Source organism: Halogeometricum borinquense DSM 11551 (genome assembly GCF_000172995.2).
In the GTDB taxonomy this organism is placed as follows: Archaea; Halobacteriota; Halobacteria; order Halobacteriales; family Haloferacaceae; genus Halogeometricum; species Halogeometricum borinquense.
In genome coordinates this window covers 732,593-747,465 of record NC_014729.1, presented here as the reverse complement: position 1 = coordinate 747,465, position 14,873 = coordinate 732,593, and the positions used below count along the sequence as shown (strand labels likewise).

The 14,873-nt window shown below is 61.3% G+C and carries 17 protein-coding genes; 9 read left to right on the top strand and 8 right to left on the bottom strand.

All coding sequences use genetic code 11. From position 1 onward, the window contains the following. Nucleotides 1-6 precede the first annotated feature (6 nt). Nucleotides 7-1,158 (bottom strand): PstS family phosphate ABC transporter substrate-binding protein, encoded by a 1,152-nt coding sequence (locus tag HBOR_RS03890; protein WP_006053628.1) that lies wholly within the window; start codon nt 1,156-1,158, stop codon nt 7-9. A 304-nt stretch (nt 1,159-1,462) separates the two neighbouring features. On the opposite strand from HBOR_RS03890, the gene HBOR_RS03885 reads away from it, so the two are divergent. Next, nucleotides 1,463-2,464 carry a phosphate signaling complex PhoU family protein gene (locus HBOR_RS03885; protein ID WP_006053627.1) on the top strand — a complete coding sequence of 334 codons (1,002 nt, stop codon included), beginning with the start codon at nt 1,463-1,465 and terminating at the stop codon, nt 2,462-2,464. A 178-nt stretch (nt 2,465-2,642) separates the two neighbouring features. On the opposite strand, the gene HBOR_RS03880 is transcribed toward HBOR_RS03885, so the two are convergent. After that, complete coding sequence (locus tag HBOR_RS03880; RefSeq protein WP_006053626.1) at nt 2,643-3,020, bottom strand: 30S ribosomal protein S8e; 378 nt, start codon at nt 3,018-3,020, stop codon at nt 2,643-2,645. Between the two features lie 178 nt (nt 3,021-3,198). Here HBOR_RS03880 and HBOR_RS03875 point away from each other — a divergent pair, with 178 nt between their 5' ends. Both HBOR_RS03875 and HBOR_RS03870 read left to right on the top strand, forming a co-directional pair. Next, nucleotides 3,199-3,639 (top strand): DUF2240 family protein, encoded by a 441-nt coding sequence (locus tag HBOR_RS03875; protein ID WP_006053625.1) that lies wholly within the window; start codon nt 3,199-3,201, stop codon nt 3,637-3,639. Nucleotides 3,640-3,744: 105 nt separating this feature from the next. Beyond that, entirely contained in the window at nt 3,745-4,116 is a 372-nt protein-coding gene (locus HBOR_RS03870) for a hypothetical protein (protein ID WP_006053624.1), read from the top strand. Between the two features lie 19 nt (nt 4,117-4,135). Here the strand turns inward: HBOR_RS03870 and HBOR_RS03865 are convergent, their stop codons facing one another. Next, nucleotides 4,136-4,795: an HAD family hydrolase gene (locus HBOR_RS03865; protein ID WP_006053623.1), complete on the bottom strand. Its 660-nt coding sequence runs from the start codon at nt 4,793-4,795 to the stop codon at nt 4,136-4,138. A 133-nt stretch (nt 4,796-4,928) separates the two neighbouring features. On the opposite strand from HBOR_RS03865, the gene HBOR_RS03860 reads away from it, so the two are divergent. After that, nucleotides 4,929-6,185, top strand: a complete 1,257-nt coding sequence (locus tag HBOR_RS03860) for a DNA double-strand break repair nuclease NurA (RefSeq protein WP_006053622.1) — start codon at nt 4,929-4,931, stop codon at nt 6,183-6,185. Nucleotides 6,186-6,203: 18 nt separating this feature from the next. Here HBOR_RS03860 and HBOR_RS03855 read toward each other — a convergent pair whose 3' ends face one another. Continuing rightward, nucleotides 6,204-6,545, bottom strand: a complete 342-nt coding sequence (locus tag HBOR_RS03855; protein ID WP_006053621.1) for a DUF7113 family protein — start codon at nt 6,543-6,545, stop codon at nt 6,204-6,206. A 91-nt stretch (nt 6,546-6,636) separates the two neighbouring features. On the opposite strand from HBOR_RS03855, the gene HBOR_RS03850 reads away from it, so the two are divergent. From HBOR_RS03850 to HBOR_RS03840, 3 genes are all read left to right on the top strand, one after another. Continuing rightward, nucleotides 6,637-8,493, top strand: coding sequence for an ATP-binding protein (locus HBOR_RS03850; protein WP_006053620.1), 1,857 nt, complete (start codon nt 6,637-6,639; stop codon nt 8,491-8,493). 49 nt (nt 8,494-8,542) lie between these two features. Next, on the top strand, nt 8,543-8,965 hold the full coding sequence (locus tag HBOR_RS03845; protein ID WP_006053619.1) for a universal stress protein: 423 nt from the start codon (nt 8,543-8,545) through the stop codon (nt 8,963-8,965). A gap of 142 nt (nt 8,966-9,107) precedes the next feature. Next, entirely contained in the window at nt 9,108-9,806 is a 699-nt protein-coding gene (locus HBOR_RS03840) for a nitroreductase family protein (protein WP_006053618.1), read from the top strand. 115 nt (nt 9,807-9,921) lie between these two features. Here the strand turns inward: HBOR_RS03840 and HBOR_RS03835 are convergent, their stop codons facing one another. Then, the gene (locus HBOR_RS03835) at nt 9,922-10,794 is read right to left on the bottom strand and encodes a hypothetical protein (protein ID WP_006053617.1); all 873 of its coding nucleotides are present in this window, start codon (nt 10,792-10,794) and stop codon (nt 9,922-9,924) included. 102 nt (nt 10,795-10,896) lie between these two features. After that, nucleotides 10,897-11,292 (bottom strand): hypothetical protein, encoded by a 396-nt coding sequence (locus tag HBOR_RS03830; protein WP_006053616.1) that lies wholly within the window; start codon nt 11,290-11,292, stop codon nt 10,897-10,899. Between the two features lie 176 nt (nt 11,293-11,468). Between HBOR_RS03830 and HBOR_RS03825 the strand changes: the two genes are divergently transcribed. Then, complete coding sequence (locus HBOR_RS03825) at nt 11,469-11,699, top strand: HVO_0649 family zinc finger protein (RefSeq protein WP_006053615.1); 231 nt, start codon at nt 11,469-11,471, stop codon at nt 11,697-11,699. 2 nt (nt 11,700-11,701) lie between these two features. Here the strand turns inward: HBOR_RS03825 and HBOR_RS03820 are convergent, their stop codons facing one another. Beyond that, nucleotides 11,702-12,964, bottom strand: a complete 1,263-nt coding sequence (locus HBOR_RS03820) for a KaiC domain-containing protein (protein WP_006053614.1) — start codon at nt 12,962-12,964, stop codon at nt 11,702-11,704. A gap of 188 nt (nt 12,965-13,152) precedes the next feature. Here HBOR_RS03820 and HBOR_RS03815 point away from each other — a divergent pair, with 188 nt between their 5' ends. Beyond that, on the top strand, nt 13,153-13,977 hold the full coding sequence (locus HBOR_RS03815; RefSeq protein ID WP_006053613.1) for an NAD(+)/NADH kinase: 825 nt from the start codon (nt 13,153-13,155) through the stop codon (nt 13,975-13,977). On the opposite strand, the gene HBOR_RS03810 is transcribed toward HBOR_RS03815, so the two are convergent. After that, nucleotides 13,978-14,739 carry an SDR family oxidoreductase gene (locus HBOR_RS03810; protein ID WP_006053612.1) on the bottom strand — a complete coding sequence of 254 codons (762 nt, stop codon included), beginning with the start codon at nt 14,737-14,739 and terminating at the stop codon, nt 13,978-13,980. Nucleotides 14,740-14,873: the final 134 nt, after the last annotated feature.

The window sequence follows — 14,873 nt, the reverse complement described above, 5'->3', positions numbered from 1 at the left end:
GGTTCCTCACGCTTCCGGTTCAGGGAGCTTGGAGCGTTCTTTCGATAGTCGTTTCTCCGTCAACGTTACGTAGTTGTTCGTCGCGACGAAGTTCTTCTGTCCGAACTCCGTGAGAATCATCCGGAGGAACGCGGCTTCCTTCTTCGAGGTCCCGTCCCACGTGTACGCGTGGAGATCACGGGAAAGGGGGTACTCCTTGGCACCGAGGTTTTCGCCGTATGTGTAGGTCGTGCCTTCGATCTCCAAGGAGACGGGCGGGACTGCCTCCTCATCGACGAACGCCAGTGCGAGGTACGCGACGGCGTTGTTCGACTTCGAGACCAGCGTCTTGACCTGTTGGTTCTGCCCTTTCCGAATATCGACACCCGACATCGACGCGTCGGGGTCGCCGAGGACGTTCAGTCGGAATGCGGTGTCCGTACCGGACCCCTCAGCACGCCCGACAGCCTGAATCTCCTTGTCAGGACCATCGTAACCATCGATTTCCGACCACTTCGTGATCTCTCCACGATAGATGTCTTGGAGTTGTTCGAGGGTGAGCTTCGTCACGCCAGCGTCGTAAATCTCCTTGCTGACGACAACGGGCTGGGCGTCAACAGCGACGACGTGGTCCGTGAACGGTTCGAGTTCGTCGTCGGACGCATCGGGGAACTCCGCACCGACCGGTGCGCTCGAGTCGCCGATATCGACCTGTCCCTTCTTGAGTTTCTCTAGACCGACACCGCTGTGACTGAGACCGATGCTGGTTCGGAACGGGGGCGTACCGTCATCATTGCCCTCGAATCCGTAGAGTCCGGCCCAGTAGTCTGCAAGACTCTTGTCGGTTTCAATACCGTACTGTCCCGGTCCCCAGTACTCTTTGTCGTCTGCGGGCGGGTTGGAGTTCCAGTACGACCCGGCGAGGTTCGTCACGGGGTACACCGTCGAAGATCCGTCAGCCGTCAACGGTGTCACCGATCCGCTGTCGCTGCTGGTTGACGATGAGGTGGTCTGTTCTGTCTGCCCGTCTGAACCGTCGTTACCGCCCGACGTGGAGGGGGTCTGACTTCCCCCCGTTCCACTACAACCCGCGAGGCCCGCAAGTCCCGTCGCCCCGGCGGCGACGACGAATTTCCGCCTCGACACACTGTTCGACACATCCGATGAGTTCCGCGTCATCAATCGATTGCGAGCCACCACTAAACTATGTACTCTGCTATGATCTGTATAGTTTGGATACTGTGTTTGTTTTTAGCACACTAGTCGAACGTATTACTCTTGATGAATATCAAGTGCTACACATATAATCCAGCCGCTGTCTGCCGATTTCCTGACTCTGAACGGAACTTATCCGAAAGGTTTCAGTGGTCGAACACATGCATCTACTGGGAATGTCCCCGTTCGAAGAGCCCCAATTCCGGTCACGAACTAACCAATATATAGACAAGGACAGATTTATGGTGTGCCTCTCAGATCTCTGAACATGGTCGAAACGCGAAAGGTGCAGGTGACGGGAGGGTCAACGTACACCGTCTCGATTCCGAAAGACTGGGCGACGGAAAACAGCGTCTCTGCGGGAAGCGAAGTCGAGTTCTACCCTGAAGGCGACTCACTGTTTCTGACCCCGCGAACCGAGGACGAGCGGACGGAAGGGACGCTCGATATCGCCAACTTGGCGGGCGACGAACTCACGCGTGCGGTGATGACGATGTACGTAAGCGGGTTCGATATCATCGCCTTAGAGAGCGGTCGCATCACGACCGAGCAGCGACGAACCATCCGTGAGGCGACGCAGAGTCTCGTCGGTCTCGAAGTTCTCGAAGAAACGCGTGATAGAGTCGTCATCCGCGACTTGCTGGACTCCTCGGAACTGTCGATCCATAACGCAGTGACGCGAATGCGCCTCATCTCTCTCTCGATGCTCGAAGACGCAATCGCCGCCATCGCGGAACTGGACGACGACATGGCCCGCGACGTGATCCAGCGTGATGACGACGTTGACCGTCTGTGGATGGTCGTCTCGCGCATCTTCCGTGCGACGCTTCGCACCCCGAAGGCGGCCGAGGAACTCGGCCTGCCGCGTGAGGTGTGTTTCGACTACCAGTCCGCCGCGCGGCAACTCGAACGCATCGGCGACCACGCGACGAAAATTGCCCACCTGACGCTCAACTTCGAGGAACCCGTCTCCGAGGATGTCGTCTCCGCACTCGAAGAACTGTACATGGAAGCGCGAAAAGTCGTAGACGACGGGATGGATGCGCTGTTCACCGACGACCCCGACGAAGCGTCCCGCCTCGCCAACGACGCCCGCGAAAACGTCCAACAGATAGACGAACGCGCGCGGAAAATCGACGAACTCCTGCGCGACCTTGACCCTGCACGCGCGCAACTGCTCGGACTGATCGTTGACTCCGTCTCCCGAAGCGCCGACTACGGCGGCAATATCGCGGAGACGGCCCTGCAAAAGGCAGCACCGACGCCTTAGTCAAGCGCGCGTTTCTATCTCCCTACGCTGTCCGTCCCGTCATCATTTCACAGCGAGCGACCACTGTCGCTCGGGACGAGAACAAAGCAGAGTCGCATCTGCAGAGAATACTGCGCTGAACTTCACAACAGGGTGAGTCAGCGCGAAGTTGCAGAAACGACTACAGAGAATCGCGCGATTACTCTTCGTCGACGAGGACGGCGTTAACCTGTCCGTCCTGACCGGGACGCGAGGTCACGCGAGCGCGGCCAGCGCTGGTCTCGATGATAGCGCCCTTCGTGATGATGTTCCGGCGGATGTAGTTGACGTTCGACGGGTTGTCAACGACGTTCTCGATTTCAGCCTCGCTGACGTCACCGCCGTCGGCCACTTGGGCGACGTTGGTGGAGAGCGCGCGGAGCTTCTTCTGGTTGCCACGCGAGTCAACGACGCGGAATCGCGGTTCGCCGACGGTGGTCTCGGTCGGTTCGCGGCCGAGCTGGTATCGCTTCTTCTTGTGCGAGGGTCGAAGTCGCCCGCCGGTGCGCTTCCGCTTCGAGCGTCCTTGGTCCTTCATACGGGGTGAAAAACCCGGTAAGTACTTCAATCGCTCGAATCGGCCTTCGACGTGTGCGAGTCCAGCACTCGCTTGGAACCCGGGGAATACGGTGTTTCAAAGACCCACACGAAGAACCCGGGAGACCCACACGCGGAAACCGGGAACTCCTTGTGCGGGCGCGTCCCGACACGTGGACATGAGCCTCGACGTCGCGGTGGCGGTACCGTTCAAACAACGCGGGACCGACCAGTTGGGCGAAGGCGAGTTCGTGGTCGCTCTCTCGTTGGACCGCGATTGGTTCTCGCCCGATCAGGCCAAACGCCTCATCGATGTTGCCGCTGGGCGCGGCTTGGTCTCCCGCGACGACGGCAACGTCGTCGCCGAGTTCGATCCCGCGGGGGTCACCGTGCCCGAAGACTACGAACCGGACCAATCGATTCTCCGCGAGCAGTCGGCATTCGAACGAATCCTCGACGCACTCGTCGCCGACGGGCACGACAAACAATCCGCGGTTGCGGACGTGAACGATGTGCAGCGTCGCCTCGGCGTCAGCGTGGAGGCGGCGGCCGCACTGTACGCGAAACAGCACGGCGTAGAGGTCGGTGACGCCGCACAGAAGGCGAGAGAGGAGTTGTAGCTGCCGTCCTATCGGATTTTGTGCTACGCACAACTGACCGCGCGTCCAACCGCATCAGCCACAGACAACCACGCCGTCTAAACCCTCCGACGGTAAAGTAAGGATATGGTCGAGGACCGACTGTCGCACGGAAAGCGAATCGCCCAACTCCTCGCTTCCGAGGTCACGGGTCACGAACGGTCGCTGTCGTCGCTCTCCGTGACCGACTCCGACCCGGACGTGGAACCGACGGATGACGGCGCGTTTGCCTACGCTATCGAACACGACGGCGAACAGGTTGCGGAGGTGTTCGTCCAGCCGGACCGTGCGCGCGTCGAGTTCGTCACCGAGATGGCTACTGTCGCGGACGTGGCCGAACAGGAAGGACTCCGCGTCCGTCCGAAAGCGGTCAAGCCGGCGCGAACGCTCGTCTTCGTCGAAAACGGCGCACAGGTGAAGTGGCTCTTACCGGCACTGCGCGTCGTCGCCACCGAGTAACTCCGTATCGAGAGCGCAACTAGAGCGAATCGAGAACCGACGGCAGTCGCCGCACTAACTCGTCGCGTTCGACGTGCGCGGCGGCGCGCGGATCGGGATCCGGTCCACCGTCGAAGACCACTTGAATGGGGACGAGTCCGGCGTTCGCCGCCCCGCCGATGTCGGCATCCACGTCGTCACCGACGTACGCCGTCTCGGCGGCGTCGGTGCCGAGAGCATCCAGTAGTGCCTCAAACGCGGCGGAGTTCGGTTTTCCGGCGGGCAGTTCTCCGGTGACGAGTGCCACGTCGAAGGCGTCGTTCCAGCCAAGCGTGTCGAGTTTGTCCCGCTGGGCCACGCGTGGACCGTTCGTGAGAAGTCCCACCGTGTACTGACCGCGCAGTTCGGCGAGGAACTGCGCTGCGTTGTCGATGAGAACGAGGGCATCAGCGATGTGTTCGCGGTACGCAGTGGCGACGGCCGCGGGGTCCGTATCGGATTCTCGGCCGTCGAGGAGCGTGCGGAAAATCGGCGTTCGCGTCTCCTGTGTCAGATGCTGTTGATGCGCGTCGAGATACGCGTCTCTGGAGAGTGGCGGCGCACCCGCGTCCGTTGCGGCGTCACGCAGAATCGTCGCTCGGTCGCGCGTGGGTACGGCGAGTGTGTAGTCGAGATCGAACCCGACTGCCCGGATGGTCACGGCTGATAGTACGTAATTGAGCCTCATGACCGTTTGCGTTCGTGCAAGGCCAGATAGTGACAGCCAGACGGTAGCTAGTCGCTGATACCGGAGGAAGTGGGGGTTTTTCTACGCACACATCCACAGATGCAGCATGACCCTCGACCCCGTCCACGTGGACGGAATCGCGGATTTAGCGGCCTATCTCGCCCGAAACGTGGACGACGAGGAACACGTTGACCTCGCACGAACGGTCTGGGATGAGTATCTCGACCCACTGTACGGGCCGGATGGTGACGTCGTTTTGGACCCATTGGGTGAGCGTCGCCTCCGGTCGGTCACTATCGACGACGTGGCGCTGGCTGACCCACCGTTCGAGACGGCCCACGGTCTCGATTCGGGCACGATCAACCCGACGACGTTCAAAAACGGCATCGTCCTCGATGTGGCGCAGGCGGCGATGGCCGCAGTTCCCTCCGACTTGGATCTGCATCGACACCGGAGTATCGTCGCCACCACGCACGCAAACGATTCAACGCTCAAACTGGACGAGCCGTGGCGCAAACTGGACGACGGCTACTGTCGGTGGCGAATCATCCACGCGCCGCGGGTGAGTCGTTACGCTGAGGGCGTCGTCCACGCTCTCGCCCTCTATCTCTCCGAGAGTACGCACGCCTTAGAGTACGCAGACAGGGTTGATGATCTCCTCATCCTCGATGGGCCACTGTATCCGAAGGAGTTGCTGAACTGGCGCGACCGAGACAGCGAACTCCGGAACCTCTCGCGGGAGGCAAAGCCGAAAGAGGTCGTCAAGAACTACATGCGTCTTGTCGAGCGGTTCGTCGAACGCGACGTCCCTCTCTGTGGGTTCGTCAAGAACCCGGCGTCGAAGCACCTCGTCAACGCCGTCCGTGATCGGGGGATGGAAGCGCCATGGGCCGACGACACCGCCTTCTTCACTCGTCTGCTCGAACGTCGCGCGGTCGGTAACGGCGAAACGGAGCGGCGAGACACCTCGGAACTGACGTTCACTAACTGGTTTGTCTCACGCGGCGGGTCAGACCGGACGTTCGCCGCCGACGGCGACGCCTACGGTCTCGAACGGAACCTCGACGACGACCTGTACGAAGTCGCGTTCTTCGTCGTCTACGATCCACGGACAGACGTTCTCTACCGCGTCGAAGCGCCGGTGGCGTTCGCACGCGACGAGACCGTTCGACGGCAACTCACGACGCAGATGCTCAGAGACATCGCGGCCGAACGCGGTCCGCCCGAGGCAGTCGCCAAAGCTGACGAACTGGCGCGCATTAGCGCCCGAGAGAAAGTCGCGCTCAGACGAAAACTGGAGGAGAATCTCGGTTCCGACGCCGTCTGGCGCTACGACGACGTGCGGTGGGCACCCAACGAATAGCGGGTTCCCCCCGAGAAATCAGGTCGCGCCCGGTTCGCTCTTGACGACTTCGATACGCACGTCCTCGGCCGCGACGCCGACGCGGGCGAACTGCGTCCTGACATGTTCTTTTGCGGCCTCGACGGCCTGCTCGCGCGTGTCAAATCCGCGCGGCATCGGCGAGTCGAACGCGACGTTGATCGTCCGCCCATCGATTTCCGTCTCAGAGCCGCCGCTTTCGACCTCGTAGAACTCGTCGCAGACCCACACGTACGGCGCGTCTTCGTCGGGCGCGCCCTTGTACGACGGGGCCTCCTCACCGCGTTCGAAGATAGTGCCCGTCAACGTCGTACCGCCGCCGTGGCCACGAACTAGAAGCATATGGTATACATACGCGCCGGGGGCTGAAAAGACGCGCGGGAGGGCTTCGAAGGGACAGGTGTTTTAGTCGCCCGCTATCCTGTCTGAGAACATGTCCGACCTCGGTGATTTCACCGACTTCGAGGACGACCCCGACACGGAATCGTCCTCGCATACGACCGACGCGTCCGCCACCGAGGAGGCGCAGACGCGCGAGCAGTCCCCTCAGTCCGATTCCGAACCCAGCACCGATACGGACGGCGTCTCGTTCGAGACGTACGACGTATCGCCCGCAGGAGAGGACCGCGGTATCGGTGCCGTCTCCGTCTCGCAGGGCCTCCGCGTCGCCGAGGACGGCGACGAGACTACCCTTCGGGCGTTCGTCACAACGGGCAACCGGGACGACGTGCGTCTCGGGAAATATCTCCTCGTTCCCTATCCTGACGACGAACTCCTGTTCTGTCGCATCACCGCGTTGGAGTACGCCCAAGAGTTCCAGACGGACGACGCAACGGAGATTCACGCCCGGCGCGCGATGCGCCAGCAAGGGTTCGAAGAACGTGACTACAAGTTCGTCGCGTCGTTGGACCCCGTGGCAGTTCTCTTCGAACAGGGCGACGAACTCAAACGCCGGATGGTAGACCGCGTACCGAAACCGGGTGCTATCGTCGCCGAAGCCACCGACCCAGAGCAGATAAAGACGGGGCTAAAGATTCCCGCTGAAGGCGTCTTCTTAGGACATCTCTCCGTCGGCGGCGAGAAAGTCCGGACAGCGGCGGAACCGCCGACTATCGACTACCGGTTGAAAGACGACTACACTGACGGCGACCCGCTCGTCTTCCGACACACCCTCGTCGCCGGTGGGACCGGGTCCGGGAAGACCCACGCCTCGAAGAACCTCCTCCGACAACTCCTCGATTCGGACCGGACGTACGAGATGGACGACGGGCGCGACGCCCGGATGGCCGTCGTCCAGTTCGACCCGCAGGACGAGTACGCCCAGATGCACGACGACAACCCCGAGATGACCGAGTCCGTCGCGCGACGGTACGAACGCGAGGGCGTCGCCCACGGCGGTCACGACGACACCATCGCACTCGTGCCGAAAGAAGACGGCGTCCCCTACGGCGGCGACAACCATCGGGCCGAACAGTTGGAGTTCACGATTCCGTTCTCGATGGCGCGTGACAGGCCGTGGTTAGTCGCCGGAAGCAGTCTCAATGAAAACCAGTTCCCGGCGCTGAAGGAACTGCTCCGCCGGTTCTTCCGACAGTACGGCGACGAAGGAACGTACGACGAGTTCCTGACGTTTCTGGACGACCCGGCGTTGAAAGAGGAACTGCACGAGTCCGGGCGCGTTCACGAAGCAACGTTCGATGCGGTGAAGCGTCGTGTTCGAGGCGTCCCGAACGGCGTGTTCGACCAGTCGGCCCGTCCCATCACGGAACTGGACCACGAACTCGTCCGCCCCGGCGGCCTCACCGTCATTCCGACGTATCACCTCTCGACGAGTCGAGCCAAGGAGATGTTCGTCCTCGCGGTGTCGAGCATGCTCATCGACGACAAACTGTCGAACACGCCCGACTCACAGCGAATCAAGCAGACGCCGCTCGTTCTCGGAATGGACGAGGCGCACAACTTCCTCGCGGACGCCGACAACGTTCAAGCCAGAAAGGTCGTCTCGAAGTTCACCGAGGCGGCCAAACAGGGTCGAAAAGAGCGGTTAGGACTGTTTTTGATCACACAGGACCCCCAAGGCGTGGCCGAACCGGTATTCAAACAGGTGAACACGAAACTCGTCCTCAATCTCGGTGACGAGGACGCCATCAAGAGCGTCAACATCCCGCCGAATCTCGAAGACAAGGTGCCGTACATGGAAAAAGGGCAGATGGTCGTCTACTCGCCCGATAACTCCGAACCCGTCGAACTTGTCGGTCTCTCGACGTGCGTGACACGACACGGCGAGTAATCCGCATCACAGACGGGTTCCTTTTGTGAATTGGTAACATACTACGAATATGGCCCACCATCTACTCCTCCCGGTCGATGGGTCTCCGCAGTCCGTCGAGGCGTTGCGGTTCGCCGCGTCGGAGTGGGGGAACGCCAACGTCACCCTTCTCAACGTCATCAACCCGATAGAGGCCGGCTACCGTCTGAGCGCGTTTCCAGCCGGCTCCGAAGAGTGGTACGAAGCCGCCCGCGAACAGGCCTCTACGGTGTTTGAGGATGCAAAAGACGAGCTCTCGCCGGAGATGGACATCGACACGCGAATCGAGGTCGGCCGGCCCGCCGCGACCATCCTCGAAGTCGCACGCGAGGGCGAGGTAGACCACATCGTCATCGGGAGCCACGGCCGCGAGGGCATCTCGCGTATTCTCTTAGGAAGCGTTGCGGAGGCCATCGTCAGGCGGTCGCCCGTCCCCGTGACCGTCGTCCACTGAGGTCTCATGGGATACCGGCGTCCCGATATCGTCAGTGTAACCTGGTTAGATTACACTACGAGGCTTGCGAGCACAGAATCGGTGGCGGAGACGACCGCCGGTGTCAGCCGCGCTTTATCACATCCGGGCGTATGCGCTCACGATGGAATACGACGAAGTCGTCACCTCTCGACGATCCGTCCACCAGTACGCAGACGAAGACCTTCCAACGGAAGTCATCGAGTCGATTTTCGAGCGCGTTCGACACGCGCCATCGAGTTACAACCTCCAACCGTGGGAGTTTCTCGTCCTGACTGACGACGAGAAGCGCCAGCAACTCCGCGAAGTCGCCTACGATCAAGAACACGTCACCGAGGCACCCGTCGCCGTCGTCGTTCTCGGCAACAAGGACCCCTCGGCGCACGCCGACGCCGTCCTTGACGACTGGTTAGCGAAAGGCTACCTCCCGAACGAGGACGCCCGAGACGCCGTGCTGGGCAACATCGAGGGAATGGCAGACCTCCCCGAAGCGGAGCGCCGGGTCTGGACGGTTCGTTCGACTACTATCGCCGCGACGGAACTGATGAACGCCGCGTGGGAGGAGGGCGTCGCCTCCTGTCCGATGGGCGGATTCGACCCCGAGGGCGTCCTCGACACGTTCGACATCGACGGCGACCAGTACGAACCCGTCATGCTCGTCACGCTGGGCTACCCCGACGACGAGGCGGCCGACGTGGAGAACGAACGGAAGTACCGCCGCCCGGTCGATGAGATCGTCCACTACGACGAGTTCGACCCCGTCGAATCGACTGAACTTCCCGCGGAAATCGCAGACGCGGTCCCGACTCCGTCCGACGACTGAGACATCTCGGCCGACCGTTCACTGTGCTGTGTATTTTCCGAAGACAGGATCGAAAGCGTCGGCAACGATCAGGTAGTGAAAGATGAGACCGGGAGCGAAACGAGCGCCGGCCGGTTCAGGTGTGGTCGTTCGCGTCTTTTTGGATATTCCACCGTTTATCCGGATTCAGGACGGACTCGGCGTTCGAATTTGCACGGAAGGTGATGTCGAAGTCGATCTCGGTATGATAATCTTTGTTGTTGAGCATGAAGCGGGCACAGTTGGTCGCTTCGCTCGGTTCCTCGCCAGAGCCGTACATCCACTCGAATTTCTCTTGTGTCGATGGAGCGGAGTACTCGGCATCGGCAACGAGCGCATCCATCACGTCCAACGCAGCAGCACCCCAGTTCACCCGCTCGCTTATTTCACCGATTGCCGTCGTGACCGCGGTGAACGCCGCGTCGCCCCAGTCTGACCCATCGGGGTCTGATGTATCGGACGGGGCTGGTGCGGCCCCAACGTCATCATCATCGATGTCCGCGAGAATGTTCGCTTTCTTTGTCGCGTTGTTGCTGATGGTGATCTCCGTCTGGCCGATGTGGGCGACCTTTTGATAGCCATTATCGTCGTACATGCTGTCTCGGTAGATCGTAAAGCACGACGCGGCGTCGAAGTAGTGCTCGTACTCGCCTTCGGGATTCGTCTGCACGTCGAGGTAGTAGATCGAGGCCGAGAGGACGCCTTTGTACTTGTACGGACCGCCGTGTTCGGTTTGGTCGTCGAAGACGGTGACCGAATCGGAGTCTTTCCAGATGTACTCGTCCGGTTCCAGTTCGTCGTATGCGCCACCACCGCCGTACCCCGGGCCGATGTGCATCGCACTCGCCTCACCCGCAAGCCCGACTAGCGTGCCGAATCCAAGTGCGCCCCCGAACCCCTTCAGTGCGGTCCGACGCGTCGCATTCGTTTGCTGCTCGGTGTCATCTTCGTGGTGGTTGTTACCAGCCATCGGTTATTGATAGGTAATTACCAACACAATATGTTTTCTGGCCGTTATCTTTGTGTGGGAGAGCAAACGGACACCGAGCGGCTTGACCGTACTCACCCGTCGCTACCTGTCGGGAGCGACCTCGGACACCCACTCCTGCGGCAACCTACCACGGTGGCTGTCGAACGCGTCGATCCAGGCCTGCTTTCGACGACCTGACAACTGGGTAACGTACTCGGCGTCGATACGGTCGTAATCGATCTGCTCGGCATCCGGGACGTGTGCCTCTAACAGTTCGAGTCCGTACAGCGCCATCGCCTTCTCGTGGTAGCCTTTGACTGTCGACTCGCCGATTTCCATCTCCCGAGCGATTGCTCTCCGCGAGTAACCGAGTTCCGACCACGCAACGGCCGTTGCCTCCTTGAGTCGGAGATCAGTCGTCTTCGAGAGGTATCGACCACGAAGCGTGGCATACCGCTCGTCAGAGGGATAGTCGTGACAGTCCGTCGCGTCGCTCATATACGGTACTCTGCCGGAGTCACAATGAAACGTGGAGTCGCTACCGAGACGGATTAGAGAAGACTGGTGTACAGAACAGCCGTTGTCGATGCTGGCTGCGTATAATATCTCCAGTATAATTCGTATTCAGTAATTTAACCTAGTACTTTTTGTGCTTCCAGAAAGTACGCGGCTGTATGGAACACGATGATACCGGATCGACTCCGTTCGAACGATTACGGTCGCATATGGAACACGAAGACCTCGTCTGCCCTGACTGCGGATACGAGGACGACGGCGGCGAATGGACCGCAGAAACGAACGGTGATCAGATTCTGTACCGACACGTCTGCCCCAGTTGCGGGTCGGTTCGCAAGCGGACGTTCACGTTGGACGACGACGAGTCGTCCGAACCCGACGAGCGATAGCGTTAGAAGATGTTCGCCTGTCGGTAGACGCTGATTCCGTCACTCGTGAGGTCGTACGGCTTAGTCTCCCGGGAGTGGTTCGCATCGCGTATCTTCTGGATCTCGATTGCCAGTCGCGTCTCCCGGAAGTCGCTCGGGCGGACGTACTGGAGAACGAACACCGCATCCGCGAGATACTCGACGAGACCGTGCCGCGAGGAGTAGGGGTTGTTCTCCTTTGCTTCGGAGGTGAGCAACGTAGTCACGCCCGCATCCTTCAATGCCCGAGCGAAGTCGAACACCTGACTCCGACGTTTCGATGGATGGTCGTACATCATTTCGAGCAGTGAGACGGAGTCGAGGACCAGACGCTCGGCCCCGAAGTCGGCGACAAGGCGGGGGAGATCGTTCTGAATACTCGCCAGACTGTTCGCCATCTCGACGGGGTCTAAGTCGATGATAGCCAGTCGGTCCTCGTCGGCGTATTTTCGGAACGGCCATCCCTTCTCTTCGGCCGTGTCGAAGATGCGGTCGCGGCTCTCTTCGAGCGTGATGTAGACGGCTTTCTCCCCGTTTTCGAGGGCGTGGTTGAGAAACTGCAGGCCGAACGTCGTCTTTCCGGTCCCGGCAGTGCCGATTGTGACCATGAGCGAGCGTTTCGGCACGCCGCCGAGAATCATCTCGTCCAGCCCCTCGATACCGATGTCGAGTCGGTCGATGTCTGATTCGAACTCCTCGTCGTCGAAGCTCTCGGTGCTCGTGTCCGGGGGATTCTGCCCACCCTCAGACTCGCCGCCGAACGCGGGAGCGCTCCCCATCGCGTCGGCGAAATCCTCAGAAAATGGATTGGGTTCGTCTCGATCCGTCGATGACTGATCGACCCGACTTCGAACGCCGCCGAACGGGTCGGGGTCAGACGTCTCTGCTTCCGGTGTCGCATCGCCGGCGTCGAACCCGAACGCGCGCTCGGCGTCATCACGGGACGCAGATGCGTCTGCCGTCGGTGTCTCCGCGGTATCGGGGTCGGTCTCGGAACTCGCTCCGTCTTTGAATGCGGGTGTGCCGTCACGTTGGACGGCGTCATCGGTTGTCCCGTCATCGGGGGGCGCGTCGTCGGTCTCGGCTACGCTATCGCTCTCAGGCGTGGTTTCGGTTTCGGCGGCACTACCACCCTCAGAAGCACTTTCACTTCTCTCAACGTGATCACTTGCAGCGCCACTCTCGTCGTCCGAGTCGCTATCCGGTTCGTCGTCAAACGCCCGCTCGAACCAGTCGTCGTCACTCATGCGTCGTCCCTCCACAGGGATTGACGGGGCAGACCACACGAGAACGCAAAGCGGTCGATTCCATCGCAGTCGTGGGTAGGTGGAAGTCAGCGGCTATGAATGTTGCCCGTGGCCGCGCGGACGCGGGTCGTGACGGAACTGTGGGACGGTGGGCTTTTGCCGGGAGAGAATTAACTCAGCAGACGAGTATGCAGGTGGCCATCGTCGCACAACGGGGGAACAGTCGAGCCGCGTACTTGGCCGACGACCTCCGAGAGCGACTCCTCAATGCGGATGTCGAAGTACGTGTCGATGCGGAGACGGCGGAGACGCTCGGTGTCGAAGGCCACCCGGTCGAGACGGTCGAGACGGCTGATCTCGTGGTGAGTATCGGCGGCGACGGCACGTTTCTGTTCACGGCGCGCGGCGCGGGTGGAACTCCCATCCTCGGCGTCAATCTCGGTGAGGTCGGCTTTCTGAACGCCGTCGGTCCCGACGATGCCGTCGAGGCGGTCATGGCCGAAGTCGAGCGATTCCGAGACGGAGAGTCGCTCGCGGTTCGAGAAGTCCCGCGAATCGCCGCCGAGGCGGACGGCTGGACCGAGCATCCGGCGATGAACGAGGTCGTCGTCCAAGGACCGCGACGAGGCCACGGCGGCGGCGTCAGCCTCGAAGTCCGTGTGGACGGCTCGCTGTACTCTGGCGGGCACGCCGACGGCGTCCTCGTGGCAACGCCGACGGGAAGCACAGCCTACAACCTCAGCGAACGCGGCCCACTCGTCCACCCGAGCGTCGAAGGACTCGTGATAAACGAGATGGCTCCGGACGGTGGTATGCCACCGCTCGTCGTCTCCCCGGACGCCGAAGTGACGATCACGGTGACCGACGCCGAAGAGGCCGTCGTCGTCAGCGACGGGCGGCAGCGACAGTACGTCACGCCGCCGACCGAGGTGACGATAGCGACGGCCGACGATCCTGTCCGACTCGCCGGTCCCTCGTCTGATTTCTTCGAAGCGCTCGGAAAGCTGGACTAGTTAGTCTGCGGATTCGCTTTCTTCTACGGTTGAGCCACCTCGCGCCGCAGCAGGCGCAGTCTGCCAGTCGATTTCGACGATACCCTCGGGTGTGCCGCGGAGCCCCCCCTGTGCGACCACCTCGAACGTTCTGTTGGTCGCCGCGGGCGTAAACAGCGAAGCGACGCAGAGGCCGGCTACGTCGGCGCGTGGGATACTCCCCGAGACAGTGTCGCCGCCCTCACCGACAACGATATCACCCGTCGCGTCGGCGTTCGTCAGACCGCCGGGGCGGAGAATCGTGTACGTGAGTCCGGAATCACGGAGGTGCGCCTCCGCGCGGGCTTTTGCCGGCAGAACACCGAGACCGCGGAACAGGAGTCGGAGTCCGAGCGGCATTCCCGGTGCGGAGTCACCGACGCCGAGCGATGAGACGAGGACGAACTGCTCGACGCCCGCCTTGCAGGCGGCATCGATGAGGTTCTTCGTGCCCTCGCCGTCAGCCGAGTCGGACGTGAGCGTGTCCAGCCCCAATGATGAACCGAGCGCACAGATGACGGCATCGACATCAGCGACCGCGCGGGCGGCGTCGTCGGGATTCATCACGTCACCGATAACGACCTCGTCCGCACCACGGTCACGGAGGGGAGACTCCGAATCGGGCGAACGAGTCAGCGCGCGGACGACCACCTCGCTGTCGGACGTGTGGAGGACATCGAGGACGCGGCGACCGGTCCCACCTGTCGCACCGGCGACCAACACGCGTCCACTCGTGATTGTCATACGATGACGTGGTTCCCGAACATACATAACGGTTCGTTCGATGGACAAAATCTGCGCGTGGGCGCGGTGGGACTCAATCCGACGTACGACACCGGCGACAGTGCCACACCGTCGCCTATAACTCACACGTCGCG